Annotated in this window: 14 protein-coding genes; 6 read left to right on the forward strand and 8 right to left on the reverse strand. The window is 74.9% G+C overall.

Translation table 11 applies throughout. From position 1 onward, the window contains the following. Positions 1–831 precede the first annotated feature (831 nt). Together BJP40_RS14630 and BJP40_RS14635 are read left to right on the forward strand one after the other, a co-directional pair. Positions 832–2274 carry a GNAT family N-acetyltransferase gene (locus tag BJP40_RS14630; protein ID WP_071280735.1) on the forward strand — a complete coding sequence of 481 codons (1443 nt, stop codon included), beginning with the start codon at positions 832–834 and terminating at the stop codon, positions 2272–2274. 451 nt (positions 2275–2725) lie between these two features. Beyond that, complete coding sequence (locus BJP40_RS14635) at positions 2726–4417, forward strand: DUF885 domain-containing protein (protein ID WP_177204384.1); 1692 nt, start codon at positions 2726–2728, stop codon at positions 4415–4417. A gap of 407 nt (positions 4418–4824) precedes the next feature. Here BJP40_RS14635 and BJP40_RS14640 read toward each other — a convergent pair whose 3' ends face one another. After that, on the reverse strand, positions 4825–5325 hold the full coding sequence (locus tag BJP40_RS14640) for a rhodanese-like domain-containing protein (RefSeq protein WP_071280737.1): 501 nt from the start codon (positions 5323–5325) through the stop codon (positions 4825–4827). A 94-nt stretch (positions 5326–5419) separates the two neighbouring features. Here BJP40_RS14640 and BJP40_RS14645 point away from each other — a divergent pair, with 94 nt between their 5' ends. Beyond that, on the forward strand, positions 5420–5866 hold the full coding sequence (locus BJP40_RS14645; protein ID WP_071269224.1) for an Lrp/AsnC family transcriptional regulator: 447 nt from the start codon (positions 5420–5422) through the stop codon (positions 5864–5866). Here BJP40_RS14645 and BJP40_RS14650 read toward each other — a convergent pair. The 4 genes from BJP40_RS14650 to BJP40_RS14665 all read right to left on the reverse strand — a co-directional run bounded on the left by BJP40_RS14650 (position 5856) and on the right by BJP40_RS14665 (position 11611). Continuing rightward, entirely contained in the window at positions 5856–8939 is a 3084-nt protein-coding gene (locus BJP40_RS14650; RefSeq protein ID WP_071280738.1) for an AAA family ATPase, read from the reverse strand. The two genes, BJP40_RS14645 and BJP40_RS14650, sit on opposite strands and share 11 nt — an antisense overlap. Continuing rightward, complete coding sequence (locus tag BJP40_RS14655) at positions 8936–10129, reverse strand: exonuclease SbcCD subunit D (protein WP_071280739.1); 1194 nt, start codon at positions 10127–10129, stop codon at positions 8936–8938. Before BJP40_RS14655 ends, BJP40_RS14650 begins: the two co-directional genes overlap by 4 nt. 417 nt (positions 10130–10546) lie before the next feature. Next, complete coding sequence (locus BJP40_RS14660) at positions 10547–11173, reverse strand: YigZ family protein (protein WP_071280740.1); 627 nt, start codon at positions 11171–11173, stop codon at positions 10547–10549. Between the two features lie 24 nt (positions 11174–11197). Next, positions 11198–11611: a DUF3291 domain-containing protein gene (locus BJP40_RS14665; protein ID WP_071280741.1), complete on the reverse strand. Its 414-nt coding sequence runs from the start codon at positions 11609–11611 to the stop codon at positions 11198–11200. A 247-nt stretch (positions 11612–11858) separates the two neighbouring features. On the opposite strand from BJP40_RS14665, the gene BJP40_RS14670 reads away from it, so the two are divergent. After that, positions 11859–12293 (forward strand): CoA-binding protein, encoded by a 435-nt coding sequence (locus BJP40_RS14670; protein ID WP_071280742.1) that lies wholly within the window; start codon positions 11859–11861, stop codon positions 12291–12293. Positions 12294–12929: 636 nt separating this feature from the next. On the opposite strand, the gene heR is transcribed toward BJP40_RS14670, so the two are convergent. Both heR and BJP40_RS14680 read right to left on the reverse strand, forming a co-directional pair. Then, positions 12930–13712 carry a heliorhodopsin HeR gene (gene heR / locus BJP40_RS14675; protein ID WP_226962787.1) on the reverse strand — a complete coding sequence of 261 codons (783 nt, stop codon included), beginning with the start codon at positions 13710–13712 and terminating at the stop codon, positions 12930–12932. 307 nt (positions 13713–14019) lie between these two features. Then, positions 14020–14592, reverse strand: a complete 573-nt coding sequence (locus tag BJP40_RS14680) for a helix-turn-helix domain-containing protein (protein ID WP_071268942.1) — start codon at positions 14590–14592, stop codon at positions 14020–14022. A gap of 90 nt (positions 14593–14682) precedes the next feature. Here BJP40_RS14680 and BJP40_RS14685 point away from each other — a divergent pair, with 90 nt between their 5' ends. Beyond that, complete coding sequence (locus tag BJP40_RS14685) at positions 14683–15555, forward strand: EamA family transporter (RefSeq protein WP_071280743.1); 873 nt, start codon at positions 14683–14685, stop codon at positions 15553–15555. Here the strand turns inward: BJP40_RS14685 and BJP40_RS14690 are convergent. Next, positions 15552–16331 (reverse strand): DapH/DapD/GlmU-related protein, encoded by a 780-nt coding sequence (locus BJP40_RS14690; RefSeq protein ID WP_071268940.1) that lies wholly within the window; start codon positions 16329–16331, stop codon positions 15552–15554. The genes BJP40_RS14685 and BJP40_RS14690 overlap by 4 nt on opposite strands. 148 nt (positions 16332–16479) lie before the next feature. Between BJP40_RS14690 and BJP40_RS14695 the strand changes: the two genes are divergently transcribed. Continuing rightward, positions 16480–17010, forward strand: a complete 531-nt coding sequence (locus tag BJP40_RS14695; RefSeq protein WP_071280744.1) for a gamma carbonic anhydrase family protein — start codon at positions 16480–16482, stop codon at positions 17008–17010. The last annotated feature ends 152 nt before the right edge of the window (positions 17011–17162 follow it).

The raw sequence follows: 17162 nt of genomic DNA on the forward strand, positions 1-17162 counted from the left end.
GGCTGGGGTCTCACCGGCGAGGCGAAGCGGTGGATCACGGAGGCGCTGCGGGAACGGGCTTCGCCCTGGGCGCGGTTCCCGCCCGGACTGCGATCCTCGGAGCGTCTGGGGCAAGCGCCGCTGGACCGCTGCCACCACCGGGGCGACCGCGGCGGCCCCCGGCGGCGGTGCTGCGGGGTGCCGTCACAGTACGCCTGCCGTGCGCGCGGGCGGCGGCCGGCGCCGCATCGCGGGGCGGTGCCGCGGTCCTGCCTCAGCCGGCGGAGGCGGGCGGCGCCACCAGGCCCCGACGCCACCGGCCTGGGCCGCGGTTGGGACGCACGGGATCCCGTGACCGACTGACGGCATGGAGGCACTGTTGGTGCTGGTGCGCGGGGCAGGCGGGCGCAGGGCTGCTCGGCGGGGACCCGGCCCCGTCGAGGACTGGCCCGGTGCGGTGAAACCGGTGGGCGGACGTGCTGCGGACAGCGGGGTGACGGGCGTACGCCCCGGTGCGCCGCTCCCCCACCGCTGACGGCGGGCGCACCGCCGCGCGGTCTGAGGAACGTCCCGGGGGCTCCCTGGAGATCGGCGACCGCTGCGGGGTCGGCCACTGCACCGTCCGCCCGGGGCAGCGCGCCACCGGGCGGTGAGGCGCCGGCGCGGCGCCCGCCTCGCGGTGGGTCACGGAGGCGAAACCTGGCGCGAACACCCTGCTCGCCTGCGGAGACACACCCCTCAACCAAACGGCGTCAATGGGTGACAAATCAGCCAGTTCCCCGCTTAACCCATCAGTCACAGGCCGTTCGTGATCACGCAACACCACTGAGCAACAGTGGCGCCATGACCCGTATGACTGACGTGAACGTCACCCCCGCGAAGCAGACCCGTCGCCACCACTGGCGGCGGGACGCCGTCGAACTCGCCGCGCTGTTCACCGCCGTGGCGGTCGCCGACGCCGTCGCGAACACCATCGCCCACGGGCCGGACGGCCCCTACCTGCTGATCGTCTCGGCGGTCGTGCTCGTGGCCACCGCCGCCTTCCACACGTGGTGGTCACGCAGGCACAGTCACGCACCACCCGCCGCCCCTACGGCCCCCGCGCCCCTGCCCGACGGCGAACGGTCCGACACCGGAGGCGGCACCGTGCTGTGGCGCATGCGCACCACCGTACGGGACGAGCCGGGCAGTCTGGCCGCCCTGTGCGGCGCCCTCGCCGACCTGCGCATCGACATCCTGACCCTGCAGACACACCCCCTGGCCGACGGCACCGTCGACGAGTTCCTGCTGCGGGCACCGGAGTCACTGCGGACGGGGCAGCTCACCCTCCGGGTCGCCGCGGCCGGCGGCACGCACACGTGGATCGAGCGGGCGGACGCCCACGACCTGGTGGACGCCCCCACCCGGATCCTCGGTCTGGCGACCCGTACCGCCCTGGACACCGCCGAACTCCCGCTCGCGCTGCGCCGGCTGCTGGGCCGCTGCACCATCAGGTCGGTGCCGGCCGTCTCCCCCAGCGGCCGGCCCACGGGGCGGACCGCGCCCGTGGAGGGCGCGCTGGAACGGGACGACACGGTGATCCTGCTGCGCGACCCGCACGGCGGTGTCATCACGGTGGAGCGGCCCTACCTGCCGTTCACCCCGACCGAGTTCGCCCGGGCCCGCGCCCTGGTGGAGCTCGACGCACGGCTGGGGCCCCGGGTGCCGGGCGGCCACGACGTGCTGACCCTGCCGGAAGGAGCCGAGATCACGGTGCGGCGCGCCGACCAGGGCGACCTCCAGGCCGCCCGCGCCATGCACGACCGGTGCTCCGAGCGCACGCTGGGGCTGCGCTACCACGGGCCGGTCGCGGACGCGGACCGCTACCTCGCCCACCTCCTGAGCCCCCGCTTCGGCCGCACGCTGGCCGTGGAGACCGCTTCCGGCCGGCTCGTCGCCCTCGGCCACCTGCTGTGGGACGGGGACGAGACCGAGGTGGCGCTGCTGGTGGAGGACGACTGGCAGGGCCGGGGCATCGGCTCCGAGCTGCTGCGCAGGCTCGTCGCCCTCGCCGTGGAGGCCGGCTGCGACCACGTGTACGCCGTGACCCAGGCGTCCAACACCGGCATGGTCGCCGCGATGCGGGGGCTGAACCTTCCCCTCGACTACCAGATCGAAGAGGGCACACTCGTGATCACCGCGCAGGTGCGGCCACTGCGGGCCCCCCGAGACGAAGGCCAGGACGCCGTGCGCACGGACGAGGGCGCCACCGGCACCCCGGCCGCCGGGGCGGCGCGGCCGTCGGTCCGTCCGTAGCCGTCGGCCACCCGGCTGAGGACCGGCGTGATCCAGCCAAAAAAACCGGTTGAACGGTACGCGGCCCGCCCCGGCCACCGGATGGGGCCCCAGGGTGTTCCCCGGCCGGGGCCACCGCTCCGCCGGGCCTCCCGTGCCGGGGCACCGCCCGCGCTCCCCGGGCCCGGGGCTCGCCGCCGGCGGACCCGGTAAAGGCGTCCACCAGGGGACTTTTCCTCCCCGGGAGCATCGCCGGACACCCCGACAAGGCGGCAGTCCGAGCGGACGCGGGGCAGAGCGAGCCGGGGACTGCGGCGGGCGGCGGCCACCGTGGGGAAGAAGGGGAGGGGATCACTCCCGTCCCGCACGTCCCGGGAGCCCTCGGTGGCACGCGCAGCAGCCGCTCATTTGTCAGCCGACTGTGATCGACTGAGGTGGCAGGAGGCCGTCGCGGCGTATCAGGATGGGGGCCATGCCAGACACCCCCAGTGCTCTTCCCCGCCAGGTCGCGGACGCCTACGTCGACGCACTCGTCGAACTCGACCCCGTCACGGGTACGTACCTGGGCGTCCAGGAGAGCCATGCGCTCCTGCCCGACTACTCCCCCGCAGGCCAGGAGGAACTGGCCGTACTGGCCCGCGAGACCCTGGCCCGGCTCGACGCGGCGGAGCGCCTGCCCGGCGCCGACACCGACGTGGAGCGGCGCTGCGCGCGCCTCCTGCGGGAGCGCCTCACCGCCGAACTGGCCGTCCACGAAGCCGGGGAGGGCCTGCGGACCGTCAGCAACATCCACTCCCCCGCCCACAGCCTGCGCATGGCCTTCACGGTGACGCCGACCGGCACCCGCGACGACTGGTCGGCGGTCGCCGAACGGCTGCGCGCCGTACCCGCCGCCCTGGACGGCTACCGCGAGTCCCTCGCCCTCGGCCTGGAGCGCGACCTGCCGGGCGGTCCCCGCGCCACGGCCACCTTCGTCGAGCAGCTCACGGAGTGGGCGGGCGGCGCCGAGGGGAACCGGCGCGGCTGGTTCGAGGAGTTCGCCGCGGAGGGCCCCGCCGACCTGCGCACCGAACTGGACACGGCCGCCCGCGGCGCCACCGCGGCGGTCGCGGAGCTGCGGGACTGGATGCGGGACGTGTACGCCCCTGCCGTGAAGAACGCCCCCGACACGGTGGGCCGCGAGCGGTACGCCCGCTGGTCGCGCTACCACAACGGCACCGACCTCGACCTGGACGAGGCCTACGCCTACGGCTGGGAGGAGTTCCACCGGCTCCTCGGCGAGATGCGCCAGGAGGCCGACAAGATCCTCCCCGGGTCGGGCCCCTGGGAGGCGCTCGCCCACCTCGACGTGCACGGACAGCACATCGAGGGCGCGGAGGAGACCCGGGCCTGGCTGCAGGGCCTGATGGACGAGGCCATCGAGGCCCTCGACGGCACGCACTTCGAACTGGCCGACCGGGTCAGGAAGGTGGAGTCCCGGATCGCACCGCCCGGCAGTGCGGCCGCGCCCTACTACACGGGCCCGTCCGAGGACTTCTCCCGGCCGGGGCGGACGTGGCTGCCCGTCGACGGCGAGACCCGGTTCCCCGTGTACGACCTGGTGTCCACCTGGTACCACGAGGGTGTTCCCGGCCACCACCTGCAGATCGCGCAGTGGGTGCACGTCGCGGACCGGCTGTCGCGCTACCAGGCGACGGTGGGCCAGGTGAGCGCCAACTCCGAGGGCTGGGCGCTGTACGCCGAACGGCTGATGGACGAGCTGGGCTTCCTGCCGGACCCCGAGCGCCGGCTCGGCTACCTGGACGCGCAGATGATGCGCGCCTGCCGGGTCATCGTGGACATCGGCATGCACGTGGAGATGGAGATCCCGGCGCACTCGCCGTTCCACCCCGGCGAGCGGTGGACCCCGGCGCTGGCGCAGCGGTTCTACCAGCAGCACAGCAGCCGGCCGCCCGCGTACGTCGAGAGCGAGATGGTCCGGTACCTGTCGATGCCGGGGCAGGCGATCGGCTACAAGCTGGGCGAGCGGGCGTGGCTGCTGGGCCGAGAGAAGGCGCGGGCCGCGCACGGCGCCGCGTTCGACGCGAAGAAGTGGCACATGGCGGCGCTCTCACAGGGTTCCCTCGGCCTGGACGACCTGGTCGACGAGCTGTCCAGGCTCTGAGCGGAAAGCCCGCCCGGGCCCGGAGAGCCGCTGCCCGGCCCCGCCACGGGGCCGGGCGTCCGGGGCCGCCTGCGCGGCGGCCCCGTGAGCGGGCACCCCCGCAGCCCGGGGCTGCCGCAGCCGTGTCCCGGTCGCCCGGTGACGTCGCCCGTCGGAGGGCGACGGCGGGGCGGGCGGCGCCGACACCGGTCCTCGGGCGCGGAGCCCTCGGAGCGTGGCCGGCCCCGCAGCCGCAGGACCTGCACCGGATCCCCGGGGCGGGGAGCCGGAGGTGCCGCACACGACATCCCCCGGCGCCTCGGACGCAGAGGCGGCTCCCCGGGGCGCCGGCACACGGCGCGGCGGCCGTGGCCGAGCCGCGGACCGGCGGTCGGGGCGGCGGGCGCAGTTCCCGTACGGCTCAGCCGTCAGCAGCCGCAGTCATCGGCGCCGACCGGCGCGGTGAGGGGGTCGGCCTCCTGCCGACGCGGCCCCTCCCACGTCTCGTACGGGAGGCCCTCGCGGGCCCAGTACTCGAAGCCGCCCAGCATCTCCTTCACCTGGAAGCCCAGTTCGGCCAACGCGCCGGCGGCACGGAGGGCGCCGTTGCAGCCGGGCCCCCAGCAGTAGGTGACCACCGGGACGGCCTTGTCGAGCAGGTGCTCGGCGCGCTCGGGGATCACGGCGTTCGGCAGGTGCAGGGCACCGGGGACGTGCCCCTGGTCCCACGCCTCGGTGGAGCGGCAGTCCACCAGGACGAAGCCGGGGTCGCCGCCACCCGCGAGCGCGGCGGCGACATCCGACACGTCCGTGTGGAAGGCGAGGGCCGCCGCGAAGTACGCGGCGGCAGTAGCAGCGGGGGCGGGCGGCACCCGCAGGACCGGGTTGTGGGCGAGAGGCGCGTCAGTGCGGGAGGTCGTGGTCGTCATGTCCGAAAATCTACGGCCCGTGATCACCACGGTGAAGTGATGATCCCCGGCAGATCCCTTGCTTCGCCGGGGAATCCCCTGTTAAGAGTGGACCATGACGGGATACTCACCGGACACGACGGACTGGCGCATCCTGAAGGCCCTCCAGGAGCAGGGCCGAGCGAGCTTCACCGACCTGGCGCGGACCGTGTCCATGTCCGCCAGTGCCGTGACGGAGCGGGTGCGCAGGCTGGAGGAGGCAGGAGTGATCGCCGGATACACGGCCGTCGTCGAACCCACCCGCCTGGGACTGCCGATCATGGCCTTCATCCGGCTGCGCTATCCGCACGCCAACTACAAACCGTTCCACGACCTGTTGGACGTGACGCCGGAGATCCTGGAGGCACACCACGTCACCGGGGACGACTGCTTCGTCCTGAAGGTCGCCACCCGGTCGATGAGCCACCTGGAGGAGGTGGCCGGCAAGGTCTCCTCCCTCGGTTCGGTGACGACGAGCGTCGTCTACTCCTCCCCCCTGCCGCGCCGCGCCGTCACCCCGTGACCTCGGCCCCCCGCAGCCGCACCCGCGAGCCGTCGCGGCCCTTCACCACCTCCAGCTGGGCGGGGATGCGGCGGCGCAGGTCGGGGACGTGGCTGACGATGCCGACGCTGCGGTCGCGTTCGCGCAGGCCGTCCAGGACGTCGAGGACCTCGTCCAGGGTGTGCTCGTCGAGGCTGCCGAAGCCCTCGTCGATGAAGAGGGTGTCGAGGCGGACGCCCCCGGCCTCGTCCGTGACGACGTCGGCCAGGCCCAGCGCGAGGGCGAGGGACACGAAGAACGTCTCCCCGCCGGACAGCGTGGCCGTGTCGCGTTCCGTGCCGGTCCAGGCGTCGACCACGTGCAGGCCCAGGCCGGAGCGCTTGGTACCGGCGCGGGCGTCGGAGTGGACGAGGGTGTAGCGGCCGGCAGACATGCGCTGCAGGCGCGCGGTGGCGGCCGCGGCGACCTGTTCCAGTCGGGCTGCGAGGACGTAGGTCTCCAGGCGCATCCGCCGCTGGTTCTCGGCCGACGTTCCGGCGGTCAGTGTGGCGAGCCTGGCCAACCGGTCGTGATGGTCGCGCAGTGGTCCGAGGCGTCGCACCTCACGCTCCGCCTGGGCGGAGAGCCGGTCCAGCGCGGTGCACCGGTCGCGTGCGGCGGCAACGGCGGAGGCCGCGGCGCGGGCGGCGCGCTCGGCGGTCTCGTAGGCGGCGCGGGCCGCTTCCGGGTCGGGCTGCGGGCCCTCCGCGGCGGGCCGTGCGGTGTGCTCCGCGAGCCGGTCCGCGATGGCGGCGGACTCCGCCTGCCAGGCGTCGAGCCGGTGCTGCAGGTCGCGCTGCCGCCCGTCGTCGAGGAGCGCGGCGGCTGCCGCGTCGGGGGTGGCGAAGCCGGCGCGGTACGCGGCGTCCGCGAGCCGGTCGTCGGCTTCCTTCAGTCTGCGTGCCGTCTCCTCCACGGCGCGTACGGCGTCGGCGGCCCGCGCCACCGCCTCGATCTGCCGCTCCAGCTCGGCCGAGCGCTCGGCGACGGTGGTGGCCGCGGTTCCGAGGGCGCGCGCCAGGTCGGTGTCCAGGACGGCCTGCTGCCGGTCGAGGGCTTCTCGGCGGGACGTGGCGGCCGCGAGGGCGAGGCGGGCCTGCTGCCGGGCGTCGAGCCGCAGGCCGTGTTCCTGCTCCGCCCGGCGGAGCTCTTCCCGCAGGGCGTGGCCGGTCGAGGCCAGCGCCCGTGTCTCGGCGTGCTCCGTCTCCAACACGTCTACGTGGTGGGCGAGTTCCGTCACGGTCGGTCCGGTGGGTACCGGCTCGCTCCCGGTCGGCGCCGCGCCGGCCGGTTCTGGTGCGGCGCGCTCGGGCGACTCGCCGGCGGCTTCGGCGGCCGCCGCGCCGTGCGTCTCCCGGAGGACGGCGAGACGCCGCTCGGCGTCCGTGCGTGCCGCGTCGGCACGCGTGTGCTGTTCGTACGCCGCGTCCTCGGCCGCCCGGTCCACGTGGCCGTCCGCGGCAGCGGCGGGAGCCGGGTGGGTGGGGGATCCGCACACCGCGCAGGGGGCGCCGTCGGCCAGCTGGGCCGCGAGTTCGGCGGCGATGCCGCGCAGGCGGCGCTCACGGAGGTCCAGCCAGGTCTCGTGGGCGCGGTTGGCCGCCTCACGTGCGGTGGCGAGGCGCTCTTCGGCGGCCGTGACGTCCTCGGCGAGGGCGTCACGGCGGCGCGCGGCGGCGAGCCGGCGGCGGGCCGGCTCCAGACGGCCGGCCAGGAGCTCGGCGCGGGTCGCGGCGTCCTGCGCTGCCTCCGCCTGCTCCTGGAGCTCTCGCCGTCTGGCCTCCCAACCGGCCAGCCAGGCGTCGGCGTCCCGCAGGACCTCCTCGTCGGCGCGGGCCCTCCGGTCGAGTTCGGCGCGTTCCCGCACGATCTCGGCCCGGCGCTGCTCGGCGACCCGGGCCGCTTCCACGGCGGCGAGCTCCTGTTGGAGTGCCCGGTCGCGTGCGGCGAGCCAGTCGGCCCCGGCGTCGGCCGGCTCGCCCGGGAGGGCGGCTGCGGCGCGGGTGCGCGCGGTGTCGGCGGCGCGGTGGGCGCGCTCCGCCTCGTCGCGCAGGGCGAGCGGCTCACCGATGCGCTCGGCCCGGCGCGCCTCTTCCAGGCGGGCCTGCCACATGTCCCGCTCGCCGCGCCGGGCGTCGAGTGCGGCGGCGCGCCGGAGGGCGTCCTCGTGGCGCTGCCTGCGGGCGGCCCGCTCCTGCTCGTCCTCCAGGGCGCGGTGCGCGGCGGCCTGCCGGGATTCCGCCGCGCTCAGGGCGAGTTCGGCCGCGTCGCGGGCCTCGCGGGCCCCGGAGCGGGCCACGGCGGCCCAGGTCAGCACGGCGGCGGCGAGGCCGGGGTCGCCGGGCGTGCCCTCGGGGGCGGGCCAGCCGTCGGCGGCGCCTCCCGCCGCCTGGGCCATGCGGTGGGCGACGGCGAGGAGTTGCCGGTCGCCCGCCTCGACCTGCTGCGCGGCGGCGCGCCGCTGCTCGGCGAGGCGTTCCTCGACGGCAGCGAAGCGGCGGGTGTCGAAGAGCCGGCCGAGGAGTCTGCCGCGGGCTTCGGCGTCGGCGCGCAGGAAGCGGGAGAAGTCGCCCTGCGGGAGCAGCACCACCTGGCAGAACTGTTCGCGGTTCATGCCGAGGAGCTGGCCGATCTCCTCGCCGATCTCCTGGTGGGAGCGGCTGAGCCCCTTCCAGGTGTCGGTCCCGGGGTCGTGTGCCTCCAGCAGTGACTGGGCCTTCTCGGTGGTGAAGCCGCCGCCGCGCCTCTTGGGGCGGGGCTGGGCGGGGCGCCGCGTGAGCCTCAGCCGCCGTCCGGACACGGTCAGTTCGAGGACCACCTCGGTGGGTGTGCCGACGGGTGCGTGGTCGCTGCGCAGCGGGGCGGCGGGCGACTGGCGGGCGCCGGGCACGGAGCCGTAGAGAGCGAAGCAGACGGCGTCGAGTATGGACGTCTTTCCGGCGCCGGTGGCTCCGTGGAGCAGGAACAGCCCGGCGGTGGAGAGCGCGTCGAAGTCGATGTCCTGGCGGGCGCCGAAGGGGCCGAAGGCGGTGACCTGGAGTCGGTGGAGCCTCATCGGGCTGCCTCCCGGACGGGGTCTGCGGCCTCGCGTGCGGCGAGGTCGGCGCGTACGTCGGCGAAGGCTCCGTGCAGTGCGGCGCGTTCGCGGTCGTCGGGGGCGGACCCGCCCCGCACGTGGGCCACGAAGTCCTCGGCGATCTGGTGGTCGGTGCGCCCGTGGAGCCTGCGCGCGTAGGAGAGGTGCCGTTGTCCGTCGGCGCCGTCCTCGGGCGCGAAGACGAGACTGAGGATGTGCGGGAAGCGCCGGGCGAGGCGGGCCATAGGCTCGGCGGGCCGTACGGAGTCGGTGAGGGTGGCCTCCACCCAGGCGTCCTCGTGACGGTCGTGGGCGGGATCGTCGAGGAGGTCGGCGAGGGTGCCGCGGAGGCGGGCCAGCGGTCGGGGCACGGGGCAGTCGACGCGTGCGGCGGTGATCTCTCCGGTGGGCCCGAGGTCGACGAGCCACATCGTCTTGCGGTGGCGCCACTCGGAGAAGGAGTAGGCGAGCGGGGAACCCGAGTAGCGGACGCGATCGGTGAGCGTCTGGCTGCCGTGCAGGTGGCCGAGGGCCACGTAGTCGACGCCGTCGAAGACACCGGCGGGCACCGCGGCGACGCCGCCGACGGTGATGTCCCGTTCGCTGTCGCTGGGCTCTCCACCGGCCACGAAGGCGTGGGCGAGGACGACGGAGCGGGTGCCGGCCGGGCGGGTTGCCAGGTCGGCGCGGACACGTTCCATGGCGGCGGTGAGCACCGCCTCGTGTGAGGCCCTGCGGGCGCCGAGGCGCTGGCGCACGAGGGAGGGTTCCAGGTACGGCAGCCCGTAGAAGGCGACGTCGCCGTGTGGCGCGTCGGGCAGGACGACGGGTGTCCCGATGCCGTCGGGGTCGGTGCGCAGGTGGATCCCGGCGTGCTCCATGAGCCCCGAGCCGACGCCGAGGCGCCGTGCGGAGTCGTGGTTGCCGGAGATCATCACGGTGGGCACGCCGGCGTCGGCGAGGCGGTGCAGGGCACGGTCGAAGAGCTCCACGGCGGTCAGCGGCGGTACGGCCCGGTCGTACACGTCCCCGGCGACGACCACCGCGTCCACCTCGTGGTCGCGCACGGCGGACACGAGGTGGTCGAGGAAGGCGGCCTGGGCGTCGAGGAGGCCGACACGGTGGAACGACCGCCCCAGGTGCCAGTCCGACGTGTGCAGGAGTCTCATGATCGGTGAGGGTAGCGGCCGGGTCTGACAGCGGGGCCGCATCGGCCGACCGGGGCTGGGTATCGACGGTGCGGTCCACGTGGCGCGGGCACCGGATGGGGCTTCTGGTGCCGGTGTTGAGGGCAGGGCGGGGGCGGTGCCCGGCGGCGCAGGTGCCGCGGGCGACGCGGGGTCGGCGGCTGCGGTGCAGGGACCGGCCGGGGTCGGCGCCCCGATGCACAGGTGCTCCCGGCCTCGGGGGGCCGGGACGGCTGCCGGGGCCGCTCGCAGGACGGTGGTGCGGGCAGCGCCGCCGTGCGGGGAAAGACCGCGGGGTGCGGGAGGGCCGCGGGGCGCCGACCGGGTCGCTTACGAGCGAGGGGGAGCGGGCCCCGGTGCCCGGCCTCCTCGTGGTCGGCGTGGAGGATGTGGCGGGGCTCATGCCTCGCCGTATGCTTCGCCGCCGAGCTCGCAGGTGGCGGTGCCGGCCGTGGTGTCGGCGAGCCAGCTGCGGAAACCGTCCACGTCCGCCTCCGGCAGCCCGATCTCTATCCGGACCGCGTCGCCGTACGACACGTCGCGGACGGCGCGTCCGGTGGCCCGCAGGTCGTTCTGGAGCTTTCCCGCACGCTGGTGGTCCACGGTCACGGTGGCCAGGCGGTAGCGTCGGCGGGTGACGGTGCCGAGGGCGTCGAGCGCCTCGCCCACCACACCGCCGTACGCCCGGATCAGACCGCCCGCGCCGAGCTTGACGCCGCCGTAGTACCGCGTGACGACCGCCGCGACGTACCGCACGTCGCGGCGCAGGAGCATCTGGAGCATGGGGACGCCCGCGGTGCCGCCGGGTTCACCGTCATCGGATGCCTTCTGCACGGAGGCGTCGGCTCCGACCACGTAGGCGTAGCAGTTGTGGGTGGCGGTCGGGTGCTCCTTGCGGATGCGGGCGACGAAGTCCTGCGCTTCCTGCTCCGTCGCCGCGGGGGCCAGCGCGCAGAGGAAGCGCGAGCGGTTGATCTCGGTCTCGTGCACGCCCTCGCGGGCCACCGTCAGGTACTGCTCCTGCATCCGGCCACCCTAAACCCGCGGGTCTCACGGCCGTCCCGCGGCGTCGGCCGCCGCCTGTTCGTCGAGGCGCCGGCGGGCTTCGCTCCAGGCGACCGGCAGGTCTTCGGCGGCCGCCTCCCAGAAGGTGAAGGTGGAGGCGCGCATGGCGGGGCGGAGGTCCCGCATGGTGCCGCGGTGCGGCTCGGCGCGGGCGTACGCGTAGAGGGCGTCGCGGTCGCGCCAGGCGGAGAGGGTGAGGAAGGTGCGCCGGAAGGGCTGCGCGACGAGGGAGGCCCCGTAGGCGCCGGGCGCGCGCTTCACCTGCCGCCAGGCGGCAAGGGACCTCAGGAGGAAGCCGGGCACGTCCTTGAGCGAGCGGACTTCGAAGCGGGAGGCCATGACGTAGACGGGGGCGCGGGGCGGGGCGGGGTGGGGTGTGATCCAGGGCAGGGCGGGCATGCCGGTCTCCTCCAAGCGGATAGTGGCACTATCTATTTCTAGATAGTGCCACTATCCGCTCTGGAGGCCAAGCCCCTTCTCGGCCCGGACCGCGGGAAGGATCGCCTCGGGCGGAGCACACCGGCGGGCTTGGCCGCGCAGGGAAGGGCGTAAGGAATGCGACACGGGCGCGGGTGGTTGGCCAGAACGGAAGATCAGGGACGAGGATCCGTGGCCGGCAGCATCCCGGCCGTTCAGGAGGCGGCACATGTCCACGCACGCGGAGAGGGCCACCGGGACGGGCGACCGGGAGACGGCACGCAAGATCCTGAGGGAGCTGGGTGACACCTGGGCCGTCGTGGGGCTGTCCGAGAACCGCGCCCGCGCGGCGTACGGGGTGGCACAGCTCCTCCAGACACTGGGCAAGAGGATCGTGCCCGTGCACCCGAAGGCCGAGACCGTACTGGGCGAGCAGGGGTACGCCTCGCTGGCCGACATCCCGTTCCCGGTGGACGTGGTGGACGTGTTCGTCCGCAGCGAACTGGCGGGCGCCGTGGCCGACGAGGCCGTGGCGAAGGGTGCGAAGGCGGTCTGGTTCCAGCTCGGCGTCGTGGACGACGACGCTTACGCCCGCACCCGGGCGGCGGGACTGGACATGGTGATGGACCGCTGCCCCGCCATCGAGGTCCGGCACCTCGACTGAGGGGTCCCTCGCGAGCCGGGGAGCGGCAGGCGGGCTGAGCGATTGGCCTGGGGGCCGCACGGGTCGGACCCAGGACCGGCCGTGCTCGTCCGGAGCCGTGGCCCCGACGGGCCAGGGGGATGCGCGCCGCCGGCGGCCCGGCCCTCGGGGGGCGGGTCGATGGCTCAGGGGAAGTGGGCGGCCCTCCGCGGCCGGCCGGTCCGCCCTCCGGCCGGCCGCCCGCGTCGCGGAACCACCGCAGCACCGCCCCGCGCACCGCGCCACCCACCGCGGCGCCACCGGAAGCGGGCTGTCCCAGCCGCCGGCCCCAGACCGCGGGGTCCACGTTCCAGACGTCCGGCAGTACGCCGCCGCAGAAGACACAGCCGCAGAAGACACAGAAGAGGTCGCCCTCACGGACGATGCTGTGCTCCTGGCAGGCCGGGCAGCGACGGAAGACCACCTCGCGGGTGAACCCGGACGGAGGGTCGGTCCCGACCCGGTCCAGGGCGTCGGCGACCGACCCCCAGGACCCGGCGACGCCGTGCGGCATGCCCGGCGGTGGGATGGGTGACGCCGCGCCCGGAGGCCCTCTCGGGCGGCAGGCCGTGATCACGAACTCCGTCGCACCGGTCCCCGGCCGGCGGCGAACGCGACTCAGTCGGCCAGCGAGCCGGCGAAGATCTGCCAGGCCAGCAGCGACTTCGCCACGAGGCTGAGGACCAGGTACGCCTTCTCTCCGTACGCGTAGTCGGACCAGCGGCCCACCCCGCGGTACTGGAGCCACTGATTGAGGCCGAAGCTGAAGAACAGGGCCGCCTGGACGAGGACGATCCCGTAGACGAAGCCGGGCACGGTCTCGGCCGCGAGGACGTTGTACGCGATCGAGACCCACGGCGCCACGCCGACCAGCGTGCCGAACCAGAACGGGAGCATCGTGGTCGCCGTCCGTCCCGGCGGGTTCATCACCTCCTCGATCCAGCCGAAGAGAATCATCCCGATGTTCGCTCCGGCGACGGCGATGACGGCGTTGACACCGGTGACGCCCGCGTAGAAGCCGATGAGGAGGACCATCAGGGTCGCGCTGAGCGCGTACTCCGCCCACCGGAAGCGGTTGACGCCGCGCCTGAGGTCGCGTTCGTAGGTGCCGCGGCACACGGTCGCCGTCAGCAGGTGGTCCAGTGCCGCGAGAGCGAGGAAGACGGCGACGGCCCAGCCGACCGGCACGTCGAACAGCGCCTCGGGGACGGGTGCCGCCGTCCCGGGCGGCCCCTCCGGCACGGACGACGTCACCGTGATCGAGAAGCTCCCGGCGAGCAGGACGACCGCCGCGGCCTGCACCAGGTGCAGCACGGTGAGGCCCAGGTTCCACGCGCGCAGCCCGGCGAGTCGTTCCGGTGTCACACCGGTGGCCACCGGTGTGGGGTCCGTCGTGCTCACGATTCCTCCAGGGGCCGGCGCCGCACCACCTCCGCATGCTCGTAGCGGTCCGGGCGTCGGTCACGGCTGCCGGGCCCCGCCACGCCGGAAGTCCCCCGAGTGGCGCCCCGGGCCGCCGCCGCACCGGCGCCCGTGACGCCGCGCCCTCAGCGCAAGGCCGGGCGGACAGTCGCGCGAGCGCGGGCAGCGGCGGCGTGGACGGCGCGTGGCCGCGTCCGGGGGCGCGCGTCGGCAGGCCGCAGCGTGCCGCCCGTACGGCGGGCGGGGAGACCGCCGCAGGCAGTGACGCCTCCGCCGCCCGAGTGGCTCAGCGGACCGGCGGGACCGAGATCGCCATGGTCATCTCGACCGGTTCCCCTCCGTCGTTGCGGTAGGCGTGGGGCACATGGGACTCGAAGACCGCGGACGTGCCGGCCGGCACCCTGTGTTCCACCCCGTCTACCACCAACGTCAGCACGCCCGCCGTGACGTGCAGCAGTTCCGTCGTGCCCTCGCGGTGCGGGTCGGAGGGGCTGGCGTCGCCGGGCGCGAGCGTCCACGCCCACAGCTCCAGCGGACCCCGGGCTTCCGTGCCGACCAGGAGGGTTGTGCGGCTGCCCGCCTCGGTGGACCACATGCGGACCGCCTGCTCCGGCGGCACCAGCCGGACCTGCGGCCCCCGTTCGTAGTCCAGCAGGGTCGTGAGGGACACGCCCAGCGCGTCGGCGAGCTTCACGGTGGTGCCGACGCTCGGGTTCGTCCTGGCCTGCTCGATCGCGATGATCATGCCCCGGCTGACACCCGCGCGGGCGGCGAGGGCGTCCAGCGTGAAGCCCCGCTCGCCGCGCCAGTGCTTGAGGTTGCGGGCGAGCGACTGGGTGAGCTGATCGAGGTCAGACACATTCCGTCCAATATTCTGGATGACAGAGTTCAATGGAGTGCACTACGGTGCACTGCACCCACTGTTCACCGCACTGTACTGCGAGGCCCCATGACCGCCCTGTTCGCCCTGGCCACCAGCCTGCTCTGGGGGCTGGCCGACTTCGGCGGCGGGCTGCTCACCCGCCGCACACCGGCCCTGACCGTGGTCGTGGTCTCCCAGACCCTGGCCGTGGTGGTGCTCGGCGCGGTCGTCGTGGCGACCGGCGGCTGGACCGAGGCCGGCCCCCGGCTGTGGTTCGCCGTGGCCGCGGGCGTCCTGGGCCCGGTGGCCATGCTCGCCTTCTACAAGGCCCTCGCACTCGGCCCGATGGGTGTGGTGTCCCCGCTGGCCTCGCTGGGCGTCGTCGTCCCCGTGTCGGTCGGCCTGGCCACGGGCGGCGGGCCCGGGCCCGTCCAACTCGCCGGGGTCGCCGTGGCCGTGGCCGGCGTGGTGCTGGCCGGCGGACCGGAGCTGCGCGGGGCACCGGTGCAGCGGCGGACAGTGCTGCTGACCCTGGTCGCGGCCTTCGGCTTCGGCGGGGTGATGGCGCTGATCGCCGAGGCGTCCACGACCCTGACCGGCCTCTTCCTGGCGCTCTTCGTGCAGCGGGTCACGAACGTCGCGGTCGGCGGCACCGCCTTGTGGCTGTCCGTACGGCGCGGCGGCCGTGCCCTGCCGGAAGGCGCCGGGAGCCTGCGCGCGCTGCGGGGCTCGCTGCCCGCGCTGGCGTTCGTCGGGCTGGCGGACGTGGCCGCCAACGGCACGTACGCGATCGCCGCCCAGAGCGGCCCGGTCGCCCTCGCCGCGGTCCTCGCCAGCCTCTACCCGGTGGTGACGGCGCTCGCCGCGCGCGGTGTCCTCAAGGAGCGGCTGCGCGCGGTCCAGGCGGCGGGCGCGGGGCTGGCCCTGGCGGGCTCGGTGCTGCTGGCCACAGCCGGCTAGGTACGGGCGGCCCCGGGGGCCTGGCTGGGCCGGACCTGCTGCTCCCAGGCGGCGAGCGCGGCCAGCTGGGCGGCCGTCACATGGTCCGGTATCGGCTCGGGAGCGGGCGTGCGCAGCGGCGGCTGCCAGCCGTCGCGGGGGTCCCAGCGCCGTACCACCCGGGCCGGGGCGCCGGCCACCACCGCGTGGTCGGGGACTTCGCCCCGCACGACGGCGCCGGCCGCCACCACGACGTTGCGGCCGAGCCGCGCGCCGGGGAGGATCACCGCGCCGGTACCGAGCCAGCACCCGGAACCGATCTCGACGGGGGCGGAGCGCGGCCACTGCCGGCCTATGGGCTCGTCCGGGTCGTCGTAGCTGTGGTTGGTCGACGTGATGTAGACGTACGGGCCGCAGAAGGTGTCGGCACCGATCACGACGGGCGCGTCCGCGACGACGTGGCTGCCGCGCCCGAGGACGACGCCGTTGCCGAGGGTCACCACGGGGTCGGGTCCCAGGTCGAGCCCGGGGAGCATGCCGGCGCTGAGCGTGACCTGCTCGCCGATGATGCAGCACTCCCCCAGTTCGATCCACTGCTCACCGAACACCGCCCCCTGGGGGAAGGCCAGCTTCGTGCCCGCGCCGATGCGCCGGAACCGCAGCGGTCCCGGGCGCTCCGCGGTCACCGCGCCGGTCTCCTGCACCCACCGCCAGCCGCGGTGCACCGCGCGGGACAGGGTGCGCCGGCGCCAGGCGGCGAGCGTCGCGGAGGAGAACACGTTTCTGTTCCTGGGCACCCGGACACCGTAGTGGGCCCGATCGTCGCTGGTCAGGCCACGGGCTTGTGATGTTCGCCCCACCGCGCCGCGGGCGTTGTGCGGCGCGTGGCATACGGTTCGGTCGGGCGCGACGTGGTGGCGCGAACACGAGGAGTGGGGGCCGACGATGACGGAACGACCGCTGATCGCCGCGGTGGGCGGCAAGGAACCGCAGGTGGACGGGGGCGCCTTCGCCGCGCCGACATCCGTGGTGGTGGGCGAGGTGACGTTGGCCCGTGGGGCGAGCGTCCGGTACCACGCCGTGCTGCGCGCCGACTGCGGGCCGATCACCCTGGGCGAGAACAGCAACATCCAGGACAACTGCACCGTCCACGTGGACCCCGGGTTCCCGGTCACGGTGGGCGCCGGGGTGTCCGTCGGCCACAACGCGGTCCTGCACGGCTGCACCGTCGAGGACGACGTGCTGATCGGCATGGGGGCCACGGTCCTGAACGGCGCCCACATCGGGGCGGGCTCGCTGGTCGCCGCACAGGCGCTGGTACCCCAGGGGATGCGGGTCCCGCCCGGGTCGCTGGTCGCGGGGGTGCCGGCCCGGGTGAGGCGGGAGCTGACCGAGGAGGAGCGTGAAGGCATCCGGCTGAACGCGGCGATGTACGGAGAACTGGCCCGCGCCCACCGGGAGGCCCACGGCTCCTGAGGCGCCGCCCGGGGCTGAACGCGCCGACGACGGACACGGGGTGGCGGACACGCGGCCCTTACGCGGCCCCGCGCGGCTCCCCCGGCGGCCGTACGAGACCGCGTGCGGCGACGCGGCCCTGGCGCTGGGCCCCCCTACCCGCGGTAGGCGGC

The organism is Streptomyces sp. CC53 (assembly GCF_001865245.1).
GTDB lineage: Bacteria > Actinomycetota > Actinomycetes > Streptomycetales > Streptomycetaceae > Streptomyces.